The sequence below is a fragment of the Pseudomonas floridensis genome, from assembly GCF_002087235.1.
Taxonomy (GTDB): domain Bacteria; phylum Pseudomonadota; class Gammaproteobacteria; order Pseudomonadales; family Pseudomonadaceae; genus Aquipseudomonas; species Aquipseudomonas floridensis.
This window is the reverse complement of record NZ_MUIO01000132.1, coordinates 1-15,120: the sequence shown is the minus strand read 5'-3', so window position 1 is coordinate 15,120 and position 15,120 is coordinate 1. Positions and strand designations below refer to the sequence as shown.

Here is a 15,120-nt window from a genome sequence, read left to right as displayed (position 1 = left end):
AGTGAACAGCATTACGGCGATGCCGGGTTTTTTGTTAACGCGTTATGCGGCTCAATCAGACGTTTTGAAGACCCCAATCAAGCACAACGCGTCAACTCTCACAAAAACGAATCCGATTGCCAAACGGGTCAAAAACCTCCAGCACTTTGCCCCACCCCTGCTCCACGATATCCGGTCTACCGTAGCCATAACGCTTGGCCTGCAACTCATCGCGCAGCCATTCAATGTTTTGCATCGGCACAAATACTGTCGAGCCTGGGCTGCTGTCGCCGTGGTGTTCGGAAAGATGCAGCCTCAACCCATCTCTGATGATCCCCAGGTACAAAGGCAAGTCAGCCTCGAAGCGATGCTCGAACTCAACGCTGAAGCCTAGAAAGTCCAGGTAGAACTCACGAGCCTTGGCTTCGTCGAACATGCGCAGGATCGGGATCGGGCTTTTGAAGGCAATGGCCGACGGAGTTGTCTCATGAGGCAATAGTGCGGATGCAGTGTTCCAGTCTTTGTGGCCCAGTTGCGCGGCGACCAGTTCAAGTGCTTCGGAGTGCGACATGGACTTCCCACGTGCTTCAAGCAAGGCTCGCAGCCTCTTGGCCATTTGCTTAGCGTTTTCGATTGACGACATCATTCCTCCCGCGTCGAGTCATGTTGGTGCTCGCGTTGCCAAACCTCGACCGGTCATGAAGGATGCGATTGAGTTGGGAGAAGCAATGCTTTCACCTTTCCATACGGAGCGAGCGGCAGGCAGCATCGGCCTGATGTTTGATAGTACACAGGCGTTATTCGAGGCGAAAGCCGGTGAAGGTGTACAGCAACGCATGGCGTCTGCTTTTGATGAAAATCGTCATTTCACAGGCAATAAAAAACCGACCTCAAACAGGTCGGTTTTTAGTATCAGCAAAACTTATGCACGTTTCGGGTCTGTTAATGGCTGAAAGAAATAAATAGCCTGATCAATAAGTTACGCGTGATTTTTTGTGTTTTCTAAAAAATGGTACACAGGTTATCCACAAAATCATGCCGGGACTTTTTCTCCGCTCGATACCGGTGCAGCCGGGGAGCCCAGTGCACGCTGAGTTTCTTCATTCCAGGTCTGCACGCGCTCATTCAGTGCAGCGATTGCGCGTGGTCCAGTACCCTCGGCGTACATCGGCGCGCCGATCACCACCTGAATGGTCCCGGGCTTTTTCGCCCAGCCTTCTTTCGGCCAGTACTTGCCGGCGTTGTGGGCTACCGGCAACACCGGCAGGTCAGCGTTCACTGCCAATGCCGTGCCGCCACGAGAGAACTTGCCTACCTGGCCATAAGGGACGCGAGTGCCTTCAGGGAAGATCAGAACCCAGACCCCATCCTTCAGCAGTTCGTCGCCCTTCTTGGCGATTTCCCTCAGCGCTGCCTTGGGGTTGTCGCGATCGATGGCGATCGGGCGAAGCATGGCCATCGCCCAGCCGAAGAACGGTACATACAGCAGCTCGCGCTTGAGCACTTGGCTCATGGGCTCGAAGTAGGCCGACAGGAAGAACGTCTCCCAGGTGCTCTGGTGATTGGAGATGATCACGCAAGGGGTTTGTGGCACGTTCTCGGCACCGGTCACCTCAACTTTGATATCGAGGAAAACCCGGGTCAGCCATATTGCACAGCGACACCAGTAGACGTTGATGAATCGATAGCGAGCCTTGAACGGCATGAACGGCGCAATGAAAAAGCTCAACGTGCACCACAGCAACGAGCTGGTGCCCAGCAACAGGTAAAAGAAGAAAGTCCTGATTGCCTGCATGATCGACATAGTTACGTTTACCGTACGGGCAGGTGCCCGCTCCTTGAGCGTCCCGAACCGAGCGTACTAGCTGTTCAGCGAAACGCTATTGTGGATAAGTTCTGCGGCAACCGCCGCCAGATCGTCAAAAACAAGCGTGCCGATCGGCACGTCACCGGCCAGAGTCTTCTGACCTTTGCCGGTCTTCACCAGAACAGGCTGAGAATCGACGGCCAAAGCGGCTTGCAGGTCACCTTTGCTGTCGCCCACAAACCATAGACCCTTCAGGTCCATTGCGTAATGTCGGGCGATGGTCTGCAACATACCGGGCCGCGGCTTGCGGCAGTCACAGCCTTCGTCTGGCCCGTGCGGGCAATAGACGATCAAACCGACCTCGCCACCCTGCTCCGCCACCAGCGTGCGCAAGTGCGCATGCATGGCGTCCAGAGTGGCCAGGTCGTAATAACCTCTGGCAATGCCGGACTGGTTGGTGGCAACCGCCACCGTCCAGCCGGCCTTGCTGAGCGCTGCGATAGCTTCGATCGAACCGGGAATCGGAATCCACTCCTCCACCGACTTTATATAAGCGTCGGAGTCATGATTGATCACCCCGTCCCGATCCAGTATCAGCAGTTTCAACATCGATTCCTTTTCAGCCCAGCAGCGAGATATCGGCGACGCCGAGGAACAGACCGCGCAGACGGGCCAGCAACGCATAGCGGTTGGCACGTACATTGGCGTCTTCGGCGTTGACCATCACGGCCTCGAAGAACGCATCGACCGGCTCACGCAGACTGGCCAGACGCGCCAGCGATTCGCTGTACTGACGCTCGGCAGCCATCGGCTGCACGGCGTGGTCTGCTTGCTGGATCGCTGAATACAGCGAGAACTCGTTGGCGTTGTCGAAGTACTTGGGCTCGACAGTCTGGGCGATCTTGCCCTCGGCCTTGCTCAACAGGTTCGAGACGCGTTTGTTGACCGCGGCCAGTGCAGCGGCCTGTGGCAGCTTGCGGAACGCCTGAACGGCCTGCACACGCTGATCGAAGTCCAGCGCGGAACCAGGCTGCAATGCACGAACCGACAGATACACCGCCACGTCCACGCCTTCGTCTTCGTAACGTGCGCGCAGACGATCAAAGATGAACTCCAGTACCTGGTCCGCCAGACCGGCCGATTTGACCTTGGCACCGAACTGAGTGACCGCGAATTTCACGGTTTCGATCAGGTCCAGGTCCAGCTTCTTCTCGATCAGGATGCGCAAAATACCCAACGCCGCACGACGCAGCGCATAGGGATCCTTGCTGCCGGTCGGCAGCATGCCGATACCGAAGATACCCACCAGCGTGTCGAGTTTGTCAGCGATCGCGACCGCCGCACCGGTCAGGGTAGAAGGCAGTTCGGCACCCGCGCCGCGTGGCATGTACTGCTCGGTGAGCGCCAGTGCAACGTCTTCGGCTTCGCCGTCAGCCTTGGCGTAGTAATAACCGGCCACGCCTTGCATCTCCGGGAACTCGCCGACCATCTCGGTCGACAGGTCGCACTTGGACAGCAGACCGGCACGCGCCGCACGCTGGGCGTCGCCGCCGATGCGTGGCGCGATGTAGGCAGCCAGTTTTGACACACGCTCGGCTTTGTCGTAAACGCTGCCCAACTGGGCCTGGAACACGACGTTCTTCAAACGCTCGTTGAAGGTTTCCAGCTTCTGCTTCTTGTCCTGCTTGAAGAAGAATTCAGCGTCGGTCAGGCGTGGGCGAACCACCTTCTCGTTACCGGCGATGATCTGCGCAGGATCCTTGCTCTCGATGTTCGCCACCGTGATGAAGCGCGGCAGCAGCTTGCCGTCAGCGTCCAGCAGGCAGAAATACTTCTGGTTGTCCTGCATGGTGGTGATCAGTGCTTCCTGAGGCACCTCAAGGAAACGCTCCTCGAACGAGCACACCAGCGGCACTGGCCACTCGACCAGGCCGGTCACTTCGTCCAGCAGGCCTGGCGGAACGATCGCACTGCCTTCCTGCTGGGTGGCCAGCTCTTCGACACGCTTGCTGATGATCTGGCGACGTTCGTTGAAATCGGCCAGTACATTGGCGGCACGCAGATCGCTCAGGTAACCGGCAGGCGAAGAAATACGCACGTCTTGCGGGTGATGGAAGCGGTGGCCGCGGGAATGACGGCCTGCGGTCTGGGCCAGGATCGTGCAATCGACGACCTGATCACCGAACAGCATCACCAGCCACTGGGTTGGACGCACGAACTCTTCCTTGCGAGCCCCCCAGCGCATGCGCTTGGCGATCGGCAGGTCGTTCAGCGAGTCTTCGACGATGGTCGGTAGCAGCGACAGGGTCGGCTTGCCGATGATGTTCTGGCTGTAACGCAGCTTCGGACCGCTCTGGTCGATTTCGCTCAGGTCGACGCCGCACTTCTTGGCGAAGCCCAGCGCGGCCTGAGTCGGGTTGCCGTCAGCGTCGAACGCCGCCTGACGAGGCGGGCCGTCCAGGTTGACGCTGCGATCCGGCTGCTGGGTAGACAGCTCGGTGATCAGCACCGCCAGACGACGTGGTGCGGCGTAGACCTGCTTGGCGCTGTAGGTCAGGCCGGCAGACTGCAGGCCTTTTTCAATACCGGCCATGAAGGCGTCGGCCAGCGAACTCAGGGTCTTGGGTGGCAGTTCTTCGGTGCCCAGTTCGACCAGAAAATCTTGAGCACTCATTGTGCAGCCTCCAGCTTAGCCAACACTTCGTCGCGTAGATCGGGCGGCGCCATCGGGAAGCCGAGCCTGGCCCGGGCCTGCAGATAGGCTTGGGCGACCGAGCGAGCCAGGGTGCGCACGCGCAGGATGTATTGCTGACGCGCTGTCACGGAAATCGCGCGGCGGGCATCTAGCAGGTTGAAGGTGTGCGAGGCCTTGAGGACCATCTCGTAACCCGGCAATGGCAGCTCGAGTTCGATCAGGCGCGCGGCTTCGCTTTCGTAGAAATCGAACAGCTCGAACAGTTTGTCGACGTTGGCATGTTCGAAGTTGTAGGTCGACTGCTCCACCTCGTTCTGGTGGAACACGTCGCCGTAAGTCACTTTGCCGAACGGACCGTCGGCCCAGACCAGATCGTAGACCGAGTCCACGCCCTGCTGGTACATGGCCAGACGCTCGAGGCCGTAAGTGATCTCGCCGGTGACCGGGTAGCACTCCAGACCGCCGACCTGCTGGAAGTAAGTGAACTGCGACACTTCCATGCCGTTGAGCCAGATCTCCCAACCCAGGCCCCAGGCGCCCAGCGTTGGCGATTCCCAGTTGTCCTCGACGAAACGCACATCGTGTACCAATGGATCGAGACCGATGTGCTTGAGCGAGCCCAGGTACAGTTCCTGGAAGTTGTCCGGGTTTGGCTTCAGGATCACCTGAAACTGATAGTAGTGTTGCAGGCGGTTGGGGTTTTCACCATAACGGCCGTCGGTAGGACGGCGGCTTGGCTGAACGTAGGCGGCATTCCAGGTCTCCGGGCCTACGGCGCGCAGAAACGTGGCGGTGTGGAAGGTGCCGGCGCCTACTTCCATATCGTAGGGCTGAAGTACCACGCAACCTTGTTCTGCCCAGTATTGCTGGAGGGCGAGGATCAAGTCTTGGAAGGTACGCACGGCTGGCGTAGGCTGGCTCACAAATTTCACCTGTGCTGGGCTGCGATTCAAAGAGCGGGAGTATACCCGATTCGGCTGCACGTCCACTCTTGGGAGCCCTATGACACGCTGCTTTTGGTGCAACGAAGACCCCCTTTACATCGCTTATCACGATCAGGAGTGGGGCGTGCCGCTGCGCGATGCGCAGAAGCTCTTCGAGTTGCTTTTGCTCGAAGGGTTCCAGGCCGGCCTTTCCTGGATCACGATTCTCAAACGACGCGCCCGTTATCGCGAGGTGCTGTTCGGTTTCGACCCCGAACGTCTGGCGCAACTGACCGACGCTGAGATTGATGCGTTGATGCTCGATCCGACGATCATCCGCAATCGTCTCAAGCTCAAGGCCGTGCGCACTAACGCCAGGGCCTGGCTGGCGCTGCAGGATCCGGTCGGCCTGCTCTGGTCGTTTGTCGGCAACCAGCCGAAGATCAACCACTTCAAGGACCGCAGCGAAGTGCCTGCGATCACCGCCGAGGCCGAAGCGATGAGCAAGGCCCTGAAGAAAGCCGGCTTCACCTTTGTCGGTCCGACCATTTGTTACGCCTACATGCAAGCCAGCGGGATGGTCATGGATCACACCGTTGATTGTGATCGATACGCGATCCTGAGCCGCTGACGGTACAATGCCTGCCTCGAGAATCTGGGAGTGATCTGTGGAAAAGTTTAAAGGCGCCATGATGGTCGGGGCGTTACGCCTGTTTGCCCTGCTGCCCTGGCGCGCCGTGCAATGGGTCGGCACCGCCATCGGTTGGCTGATGTGGAAACTGCCCAACCGTTCGCGCGAAGTGGCGCGGATCAACCTGTCCAAGTGTTTTCCCGAACTGAGCGAGCCTGAGCTCGAAAAGCTCGTAGGCAGAAGCCTCATGGACATTGGCAAGACGCTGACCGAAAGCGCCTGCGCCTGGATCTGGCCTGCACAGAAATCGATCGATCTGGTGCGTGAGGTCGAAGGCCTCGACGTGCTCAAGGACGCGCTGGCCTCCGGCAAGGGTGTGGTCGGCATCACCAGTCACCTGGGCAACTGGGAAGTGCTCAACCACTTCTATTGCAGCCAGTGCAAACCGATCATTTTCTATCGCCCGCCGAAGCTAAAGGCGGTCGATGACCTGCTGCGCAAACAGCGAGTGCAACTGGGCAACCGTGTGGCCGCGTCCACCAAGGAAGGCATCCTCAGCGTCATCAAGGAAGTGCGCAAAGGCGGCTCGGTGGGAATTCCGGCGGATCCGGAGCCCGCAGAGTCCGCTGGCATTTTCGTGCCCTTCTGCGGCACCGTGGCGCTGACCAGCAAGTTCGTGCCGAACATGCTCGCGGGTGGCAAGGCAGTCGGCGTGTTCCTGCACGCTATGCGCTTGCCGGACGGCTCAGGTTATAAGGTCGTGCTCGAAGCGGCGCCGGAAGCCATGTACAGCACCGACACTGAAACCTCGGCGGCAGCGATGAGCAAAGTGGTCGAGAAGTATGTACGCGCTTATCCAAGCCAGTACATGTGGACCATGAAGCGCTTCAAGAAACGCCCCGAGGGCGAAAAGCGCTGGTATTGATCCGGCTGCTCCTAGCAGAGCTTGCTTGTGCGCAGAGCATCGGAAGATCAGCGTTCGCACTGACGCTGATCTTCCCCCGTGCTCCAGTGCAGGAATGGAATGCAGCGACAGACGCTTGGCAGCACATGCGTCGACCGGGCTGCACAATCAGAAGAAGCTCAAGCCCACCTGAAACAGCCGCTCCACGTCGCGAATGTACTTTTTATCCACAAGAAACATGATCACTTGATCGCCTGACTCGATCACAGTGATGTCGTGGGCAATGAACACTTCTTCGTTGCGGATGATCGCGCCGATCATAGTGCCGGTCGGCAGGTTGATGTCCCTGATGGCGCGCCCGATGACCTTGCTGGATTTCGAGTCGCCATGCGCGATGATTTCAATGGCTTCAGCCGCACCCCGGCGCAGGGAGTGGACGCTGACGATATCGCCGCGCCGCACGTGAGCGAGCAGTGTGCCGATGGTTGCCAGTTGCGGGCTGACGGCGACGTCGATTTCCCCGCCCTGCACCAGATCCACATATGCCGAGTTGTTGATCAGGGTCATCACCTTGCGTGCGCCCAGCCGTTTGGCCAGCAGTGACGACATGATGTTGGCTTCGTCGTCGTTGGTCAGCGCCAGGAACAGGTCGGTATTGCCAATGTTCTCTTCGATCAGCAGGTCGCGATCCGATGAGCTGCCTTGCAGCACGACCGTATTGTCCAGATTCTCCGAGAGGTAGCGGCAGCGCGCCGGGTTCATTTCGATGATCTTGACCTGGTAACGGCTTTCGATGGCTTCCGCCAGGCGCTCACCGATATTGCCACCGCCAGCGATCACGATGCGTTTATAGCTTTCGTCCAGACGACGCATCTCGCCCATCACCGCCCGGATGTCGGCCTTGGCCGCGACGAAGAACACCTCGTCATCGGCTTCGATGACGGTATCGCCCTGCGGCAGGATCGGCCGGTCTCGGCGGAAAATCGCTGCAACGCGAGTTTCCACGTTGGGCATGTGCGCCTTGAGCTGGCGCAGTTGCTGACCCACCAGCGGCCCGCCGTAGTACGCTTTGACTGCCACCAGTTGGGCCTTGCCGTCGGCGAAGTCGATCACCTGCAAAGCGCCGGGGTATTCGATCAGGCGCTTGATGTAATTGGTGACCACCTGCTCCGGGCTGATCAGCACGTCCACCGGAATGGCGCTGTTGTCGAACAGCTCCGAGCGCGTCAGATAGGCGGCTTCTCGCACCCGCGCGATCTTGGTCGGGGTGTGGAACAGCGTGTACGCCACCTGACAGGCAATCATATTGGCTTCATCGCTGCTGGTCACGGCCACCAGCATGTCGGCGTCGTCTGCCCCGGCCTGACGCAACACGGCCGGGTACGAGCCCTTGCCTTGCACGGTGCGGATGTCCAGCCGGTCACCCAGATTGCGAAGACGGTCGCCGTCGGTATCGACCACGGTGATGTCGTTGGCTTCGCCCGCCAAATGTTCCGCCAGCGTACCGCCGACCTGACCTGCACCGAGGATGATGATTTTCAACCGTTCACTCCATGGAAATCGAGAGGCAATCGCACCGACAGCATGCTCAATTCCGTACTGCCGCGATCTTGATCAGTTTGGCGTAGTAAAAGCCGTCGTGACCGCCCTGCCGAGCCAGCAACTGGCGACCGTGCGGCTGTTTGATACCTGCTTCGCTGGCGATATCCAGTTCCCGAGCCCCTGGAGTGCGGGCCAGAAAAGCGTCGACCACCTCGGTGTTTTCCGTTGGCAGTGTCGAACACGTCGCATAAACCAGCATGCCGCCCACTTCAAGCGTAGGCCATAGTGCGTCCAGCAGTTGACCCTGCAGCACGGCGAGGGCTGCAATGTCGTCCGGCTGGCGGGTCAGCTTGATGTCTGGATGACGGCGGATGACGCCGGTTGCCGAGCACGGTGCGTCGAGCAGGATGCGCTGGAACGGTTTGCCATCCCACCATTGCGCGGTATCCCGAGCATCGGCGGCGATCAGTTCGGCATCCAGGCCCAGGCGGTCGAGGTTTTCCCGCACGCGTACCAGGCGCTTGGCTTCCAGATCCACGGCGACCACACCGCTCAATTGCGGCTGCGCTTCCAGCACATGGCAGGTCTTGCCGCCCGGCGCACAGCAGGCGTCGAGCACGCGTTGGCCCGGCGCCAGTTCGAGCAGATCGGCGGCCAGTTGCGCGGCTTCATCCTGAACACTGATCCCGCCTTCGGCAAAGCCCGGCAGCGAGCGTACATCACAGGGCTCGGCGAGCACGATACCGTCCCTACTGAACGTGCAGGCGCTGGCTTCGAGCCCGGCCGTCTTGAGCAACTCAAGGTAGTGGTCACGGCTATGATGGCGACGGTTGACCCGCAGAATCATCGGCGGATGCGCGTTGTTGGCGGCGCAAATCGCTTCCCAGTGTTCCGGCCACGCGGCTTTAAGGGCTTTTTGCAGCCAGCGCGGATGCGCCGTGCGCACGACCGGGTCGTGTTCCAGCTCGATCAACAGCGCTTCGCCTTCACGCTGAGCATTGCGCAGCACGGCGTTGAGCAGACCTTTGGCCCACGGTTTCTTCAGTTTGTCGGCGCAACCCACCGTTTCGCCAATCGCGGCATGCGCGGGAATACGGCTGTAGAACAGCTGATACAGACCGACCAGCAACAAGGCTTCGACATCTGCATCGGCGGCCTTGAAAGGCTTTTGCAACAGTTTGGCGGCCAGTGCCGACAGGCGCGGCTGCCAGCGTGCGGTGCCGAAGGCCAGGTCCTGAGTCAGGCCGCGATCACGCAGCTCGACCTTGTCCAGTTGCGCAGGCAGCGAACTGTTCAGCGACGCCTTGCCGCTGAGTACGGCAGCCAGAGCCTTGGCGGCGGCCAGACGCGGGTTCATTGACCGAGCACCGTACCGACGGCGAATTTCTCGCGGCGGCTGTTGAACAGATCCGTGAAGCTCAATGGCTTGCCGCCCGGCAGTTGCAGGCGAGTCAGGCACAGCGCGTTCTCGCCGCACGCGACGGTCAGGCCGTCCTTGCTGGCGCTCAGAATGGTGCCTGGTGCGCCCTGCCCTTCGGCCAGATCCGCAGCCAGCACTTTCAGCGCCTCGGCATTCAAGGTGCTGTGGCAGATCGGCCAGGGATTGAAGGCACGCACCAGGCGCTCCAGCTCATCGGCCGGCCGCGTCCAGTCGATGCGGGCTTCGTCTTTGTTCAATTTGTGCGCGTAGTTGGCGAGGCTGTCGTCCTGCACTTCACCCACCAGCGAACCGTCCGCCAGACCCTCGATGGCTTTCAGGACCGCAGGCGGTCCGAGCTCGGCCAGGCGATCGTGCAGCGTGCCGCCGGTGTCTTGCGCGGTAATCGGGGTGATGGCCTTGAGCAGCATGGGGCCGGTGTCCAGACCCGCCTCCATGCGCATCACGGTCACGCCGCTTTCGGCATCGCCCGCTTGCACCGCACGCTGAATGGGTGCCGCACCGCGCCAGCGCGGCAGCAGCGAAGCATGGCTGTTGATGCAACCCAGACGTGGAATATCCAGCACGACCTGCGGCAGGATCAGGCCGTAGGCGACTACCACCATCAGGTCCGGCTCGAGCGCTGCCAGTTCCGCCTGAGCGTCGGGCGCTCGCAAGGTGGGCGGCTGCAGAACAGGCACGTCGTGTTGCAGCGCCAGTTGCTTGACCGGACTGGGCATCAGCTTTTGTCCACGACCGGCCGGGCGATCAGGCTGGGTGTAGACCGCAACGATCCGGTGGGGGCTGTCGAGCAGGGCCTTGAGGTGTTCGGCGGCGAATTCCGGAGTGCCGGCGAAGACGATGCGCAGTGGCTCAGTCATGGACTTCTCGTTCTGAAAAAAGAAAAAGGCCTTCGACAGGCCTTTTGGGGTGATCACGGATCAGGCGTTGAGCTTGTGCTGCTTTTCCAGCTTCTTCTTGATCCGGTCACGCTTGAGGTTGGAGAGGTAGTCGACGAACAGCTTGCCGTTGAGGTGATCGCATTCATGCTGAATGCAGATCGCCAGCAGCCCTTCAGCCACCAGCTCGTACGGTTCGCCATCACGACCGAGGGCCTTGATGCGAACCTTCTGCGGGCGGTCGACGTTCTCGTAGAAACCGGGCACCGACAGGCAGCCTTCCTGATACTGATCCATTTCATCGGTCAGCATTTCGATTTCAGGGTTGATGAACACACGCGGCTCGCTGCGATCTTCGCTCAGGTCCATGACGACCACGCGCTTGTGGACGTTGACCTGAGTCGCGGCCAGCCCGATGCCTGGTGCTTCGTACATGGTTTCAAACATGTCGTCGACCAACTGGCGAATGCCGTCGTCTACTATCGCCACAGGCTTGGCGATGGTGCGCAGGCGCGAATCGGGAAATTCGAGGATGTTTAAAATAGCCATATACGTAAGAGCTGCACTGTTAAGGTAAAGTCAATGTCGGCTGCGGGCTCGGACGTCAAAGCGGGCAGCCCATGATGGGACTCTATTGTTCACGCGAGGCAACATGATAAAGGGATTCACCGCATGAGGAAATCACTACTCGCCCTGCTGCTGTTGACCGCCAGCGGTCTTGTCCAGGCGCAAGTGCAACTCAGGGAAGGCCACCCGCAGAGTTATACCGTCGCCAAAGGCGACACACTCTGGGATATTTCCGGCAAGTTTTTGCGTGAGCCGTGGAAGTGGCGGGAAATCTGGCGTGCCAACCCGCAGGTGCGTGATCCCGATCTGATCTACCCCGGCGACACCCTGACGCTCTCGTATGTGGACGGTCAGCCACGCGTGACCCTCAACCGGGGCGAATCGCGCGGCACCATCAAGCTGTCGCCGCGAGTGCGCAGCACGCCGATGGTCGAAGCGATTCCGAGCATCCCGCTGGGCGCGATCAACGCCTTTCTGATCAGCAACCGGATCGTCGATAGCGCCGAACAGTTCCAGCGCGCGCCTTACATCGTCGCAGGCAATGCCGAGCGTGTGCTCAGCGGCAGCGGCGACCGCGTGTACGCCCGTGGCACGCTGGATCCGGCCCATACCGTGTACGGCATTTTCCGTCAGGGCAAGGTCTACACCGATCCGGACACCCAGGAAGTGCTGGGCATCAATGCCGATGATATCGGCGGCGGCGAAGTGGTTGCGACCGAAGGCGACGTATCGACCTTGATGCTGCAGCGCTCCACTCAGGAAGTGCGACTGGGCGACCGCCTGTTCGCCAGTGAAGAACGGGCGATCACTTCGACCTTCATGCCCAGCGCACCACAGGCGCCGGTCGAAGGATTGATTCTGGATGTGCCACGCGGCGTAACTCAGGTCGGCGTCATGGATGTCGTGACGTTGAACCGCGGGCGGCGCGACGGGCTGACCGAAGGCAACGTGCTGGCGATCTACAAGACCGGTGAACAAGTGCGCGACCGGGTCACGGGCGAGCAGGTAAAAATCCCGGATGAACGGTCGGGGCTGCTGATGGTATTCCGTACCTACGACAAGCTTAGTTACGCCTTGGTCCTGCATGCCAACCGATCTTTGGCCATTATGGACAAGGTCCGTAACCCCTAGCGCCATGTTGCAGTTTTGATACAGATTTTTTCGAGGGGACGGTCACTTATCAAATTGTTGTCAACAGAGTTATCCACAGGTTTGTGCACCGTCTGACGTGCACGATTGATCAAGGACGATCTCATGCCGCTGTTCGAAAAAGCCGTTCCGTCCCCATCGGAACTGGAAGCGCGTCTTCGCTTGCATCGCTTGCCTGAAGTCGGGCTGAAACGTTTTTCGCGACTCATCGAAGCCTTCGGTAGCGCTTCTGCGGCGCTGGCGGCACCTGCCAGCGCCTGGCGTTCGCTTGGCATTCCCACCGCCAGTGCAGAGGCTCGACGCGACCCTTTGGTGCGCGATGGTGCCAGCGCCGCTCTGGCCTGGCTGGAGCGTCCGGGCCAGCATTTACTGATGTGGGACGACCCTGGCTACCCTGCTTTGCTGGCGCAGATTGCTGATCCGCCGCCTTTGCTGTTCATTGCAGGCGACCCCTCGATCCTGGAGCGTCCGCAGTTGGGAATGGTCGGCAGCCGCCGCGCATCGAGGCCCGGCCTGGACACCGCGACGGCCTTTGCCAGAAGCCTGGCCGGTGCCGGTTTTGTGATCACCAGCGGTCTGGCTCGCGGAATTGACGGTGCTGCGCATCAGGGCGCGCTGGATGTCGGAGGCCTGACAATTGGTGTCTTGGGCACGGGACTCGAAAAACTTTATCCACAGCAGCACCGGACACTCGCCGCGCAGATGGCGGCGCAGGGCGGCGCGGTGATCTCCGAGTTCCCGCTCGATGCCGGACCGCAGGCCAGCAACTTCCCGCGGCGTAACCGGATCATCAGTGGCTTGTCGCTGGGCGTGCTGGTTGTCGAGGCCAGCGTGGCCAGCGGCTCGCTGATCACGGCGCGTCTGGCGGCCGAGCATGGGCGCGAGGTGTATGCGATACCGGGCTCGATTCATCATCCCGGTGCCAAGGGGTGTCATCAGCTGATTCGCGACGGCGCAACCCTGGTTGAAACGGTCGATCACATCCTGGAAGGTTTGCAGCACTGGCACATGACCGTACCGGATACGGCCAAGCCTGCCTCGGCCCCGGCCTGCGATCATCCGTTGCTCGACTTGCTGCACGCGGCACCTCATACCAGCGAGGGTCTGTCGGCCTCCAGCGGCTGGCCGTTGCCCAAGGTGCTGGCAGCGCTGACCGAACTTGAACTCGACGGGCGGATAAGCAGTGAAGCGGGACGATGGTTCGCCAGAGCGCCCTGAGGTTAAACTGCCGCCAGGATTCTGTGGAGAGACAGCAATGGTCAGCAGTTGGCGTGTGCAACAAGCCGCTCGTGATATTCGGGCTGGAGCGGTGATTGCCTACCCAACCGAAGCAGTGTGGGGGTTGGGGTGCGATCCTTGGGATGAAGAGGCGGTCTATCGCTTGCTGGCAATCAAGTCGCGGCCGGTGGAAAAAGGCCTGATTCTTATCGCTGACAATATTCGTCAGTTCGACTTCCTGTTCGAGGATTTCCCCGAGCTGTGGCTGGACCGCATGGCCAGTACCTGGCCCGGTCCGAACACCTGGCTGGTGCCGCATCAGAACCTGTTGCCAGAATGGATTACCGGGATCCACGAGACCGTTGCCCTGCGCGTCACCGATCACCCGACGGTGCGTGAACTGTGCGCGCTGGTGGGACCGCTGATTTCGACGTCCGCCAATCCTGCGGGGCGTCCGGCTGCCAAATCGAGGCTGCGCGTGGAGCAATACTTCCGTGGTCAGATCGACCTGGTGCTCGGCGGCAGCCTGGGCGGCCGTCGAAACCCCAGTGTGATTCGCGATATCGCCACCGCCCAGGTCGTTCGCGCAGGCTGACCCCGGCGCGAACGACTGCCGGTATCACGGGATCAGAATCGTCGACCCCGTGGTGCGGCGACCGGACAGTTCGATATGCGCCTGGGCGGCGTCGGCGAGGGCGTATTGCCTGATCTCGCCGACTTTCAGTTTGCCGCTGGCGAGCATGTCGAACAGCTCATCGGCCATGGTTTGCAGGTTCTGCGCATTGTTGGCGTAGCTGGCCAGCGTCGGGCGGGTGACGTAAAGCGAGCCTTTCTGCGACAGGATGCCCAGATTCACCCCGCTTACCGGTCCCGACGCGTTGCCGAAGCTGACCATCAGGCCGCGTGGCGCCACGCAATCGAGCGACGTCAGCCAGGTATCCTTGCCCACACCGTCATAGACCACCGGGCATTTCTGGCCATCGGTCAGTTCCAGTACGCGTTTGGCCACGTCTTCATGGCTGTAATCGATGGTTTCCCAGGCACCCAGGGCTTTGGCGTGCGCCGCTTTCTCCGGCGTGCTGACCGTACCGATCAGCTTTGCGCCGAGCGCCTTGGCCCATTGACACGCAAGCGAACCCACACCGCCAGCGGCCGCGTGGAACAGAATGGTTTCGCCTGGCTTGACCTGATAGGTCTGGCGCAGCAGGTACTGAACCGTCAGGCCCTTGAGCATCACGGCGGCCGCCTGCTCGAAACTGATCGAGTCGGCGAGCTTCACCAGATTGGCCTCCGGCAGCGTGTGCAGATCGCTGTAACTGCCCAGCGGCCCGGTGCCATAAGCCACCCGGTCACCCACGGCAAAGCGCGTGACTTCCTCACCCACCGCCT

16 protein-coding genes are annotated in these 15,120 nt (G+C 60.5%); 6 read left to right on the top strand and 10 right to left on the bottom strand.

The genetic code is table 11. From position 1 onward, the window contains the following. Positions 1-91 precede the first annotated feature (91 nt). A complete protein-coding gene (locus BZK31_RS25995) occupies positions 92-622 on the bottom strand; it encodes a glyoxalase superfamily protein (RefSeq protein WP_167378114.1) in 531 nt (176 codons plus the stop codon). Here BZK31_RS25995 and BZK31_RS25990 point away from each other — a divergent pair. Continuing rightward, the gene (locus BZK31_RS25990) at positions 549-932 is read left to right on the top strand and encodes a hypothetical protein (RefSeq protein WP_083186104.1); all 384 of its coding nucleotides are present in this window, start codon (positions 549-551) and stop codon (positions 930-932) included. The genes BZK31_RS25995 and BZK31_RS25990 overlap by 74 nt on opposite strands. A gap of 80 nt (positions 933-1,012) precedes the next feature. On the opposite strand, the gene BZK31_RS25985 is transcribed toward BZK31_RS25990, so the two are convergent. Genes BZK31_RS25985 through glyQ form a run of 4 tightly spaced genes read right to left on the bottom strand, consistent with a single transcriptional unit; the run spans position 1,013 to position 5,404 of the window. Then, on the bottom strand, positions 1,013-1,783 hold the full coding sequence (locus BZK31_RS25985; protein WP_083186103.1) for a lysophospholipid acyltransferase family protein: 771 nt from the start codon (positions 1,781-1,783) through the stop codon (positions 1,013-1,015). Between the two features lie 57 nt (positions 1,784-1,840). Next, positions 1,841-2,395, bottom strand: a complete 555-nt coding sequence (gmhB, locus tag BZK31_RS25980; protein WP_167378113.1) for a D-glycero-beta-D-manno-heptose 1,7-bisphosphate 7-phosphatase — start codon at positions 2,393-2,395, stop codon at positions 1,841-1,843. Positions 2,396-2,405: 10 nt separating this feature from the next. Further along, positions 2,406-4,460, bottom strand: coding sequence for a glycine--tRNA ligase subunit beta (glyS, locus tag BZK31_RS25975; RefSeq protein ID WP_083186102.1), 2,055 nt, complete (start codon positions 4,458-4,460; stop codon positions 2,406-2,408). Continuing rightward, positions 4,457-5,404 carry a glycine--tRNA ligase subunit alpha gene (gene glyQ, locus BZK31_RS25970; protein WP_002551326.1) on the bottom strand — a complete coding sequence of 316 codons (948 nt, stop codon included), beginning with the start codon at positions 5,402-5,404 and terminating at the stop codon, positions 4,457-4,459. Before glyQ ends, glyS begins: the two co-directional genes overlap by 4 nt. Positions 5,405-5,483: 79 nt before the next feature. Between glyQ and BZK31_RS25965 the strand changes: the two genes are divergently transcribed. Then, positions 5,484-6,035 (top strand): DNA-3-methyladenine glycosylase I, encoded by a 552-nt coding sequence (locus BZK31_RS25965; RefSeq protein WP_083186101.1) that lies wholly within the window; start codon positions 5,484-5,486, stop codon positions 6,033-6,035. A 37-nt stretch (positions 6,036-6,072) separates the two neighbouring features. After that, entirely contained in the window at positions 6,073-6,960 is an 888-nt protein-coding gene (locus tag BZK31_RS25960; protein WP_083186100.1) for a lysophospholipid acyltransferase, read from the top strand. A gap of 147 nt (positions 6,961-7,107) precedes the next feature. Here BZK31_RS25960 and trkA read toward each other — a convergent pair whose 3' ends face one another. From trkA to def, 4 genes are read right to left on the bottom strand one after another with little or no spacing between them, the layout of a single operon-like run. Continuing rightward, positions 7,108-8,481 (bottom strand): Trk system potassium transporter TrkA, encoded by a 1,374-nt coding sequence (gene trkA, locus BZK31_RS25955; RefSeq protein WP_083186099.1) that lies wholly within the window; start codon positions 8,479-8,481, stop codon positions 7,108-7,110. Positions 8,482-8,527: 46 nt separating this feature from the next. Next, complete coding sequence (gene rsmB, locus BZK31_RS25950) at positions 8,528-9,838, bottom strand: 16S rRNA (cytosine(967)-C(5))-methyltransferase RsmB (protein WP_083186098.1); 1,311 nt, start codon at positions 9,836-9,838, stop codon at positions 8,528-8,530. Next, entirely contained in the window at positions 9,835-10,779 is a 945-nt protein-coding gene (gene fmt / locus BZK31_RS25945) for a methionyl-tRNA formyltransferase (protein ID WP_083186105.1), read from the bottom strand. Before fmt ends, rsmB begins: the two co-directional genes overlap by 4 nt. A 60-nt stretch (positions 10,780-10,839) precedes the next feature. Beyond that, positions 10,840-11,346: a peptide deformylase gene (gene def / locus BZK31_RS25940; protein WP_083186097.1), complete on the bottom strand. Its 507-nt coding sequence runs from the start codon at positions 11,344-11,346 to the stop codon at positions 10,840-10,842. Between the two features lie 123 nt (positions 11,347-11,469). Here def and BZK31_RS25935 point away from each other — a divergent pair, with 123 nt between their 5' ends. The 3 genes from BZK31_RS25935 (at position 11,470) to tsaC (ending at position 14,326) form a co-directional block, all read left to right on the top strand. Further along, complete coding sequence (locus tag BZK31_RS25935; RefSeq protein ID WP_083186096.1) at positions 11,470-12,495, top strand: LysM peptidoglycan-binding domain-containing protein; 1,026 nt, start codon at positions 11,470-11,472, stop codon at positions 12,493-12,495. Positions 12,496-12,618: 123 nt separating this feature from the next. Further along, positions 12,619-13,731: a DNA-processing protein DprA gene (gene dprA, locus BZK31_RS25930; RefSeq protein ID WP_083186095.1), complete on the top strand. Its 1,113-nt coding sequence runs from the start codon at positions 12,619-12,621 to the stop codon at positions 13,729-13,731. Between the two features lie 37 nt (positions 13,732-13,768). Next, positions 13,769-14,326 carry an L-threonylcarbamoyladenylate synthase type 1 TsaC gene (gene tsaC, locus BZK31_RS25925; RefSeq protein ID WP_004882479.1) on the top strand — a complete coding sequence of 186 codons (558 nt, stop codon included), beginning with the start codon at positions 13,769-13,771 and terminating at the stop codon, positions 14,324-14,326. A 24-nt stretch (positions 14,327-14,350) separates the two neighbouring features. Here the strand turns inward: tsaC and BZK31_RS25920 are convergent. Then, positions 14,351-15,120: quinone oxidoreductase family protein (locus BZK31_RS25920; protein WP_083186094.1), on the bottom strand; the 770-nt coding region annotated here is incomplete at its 5' end.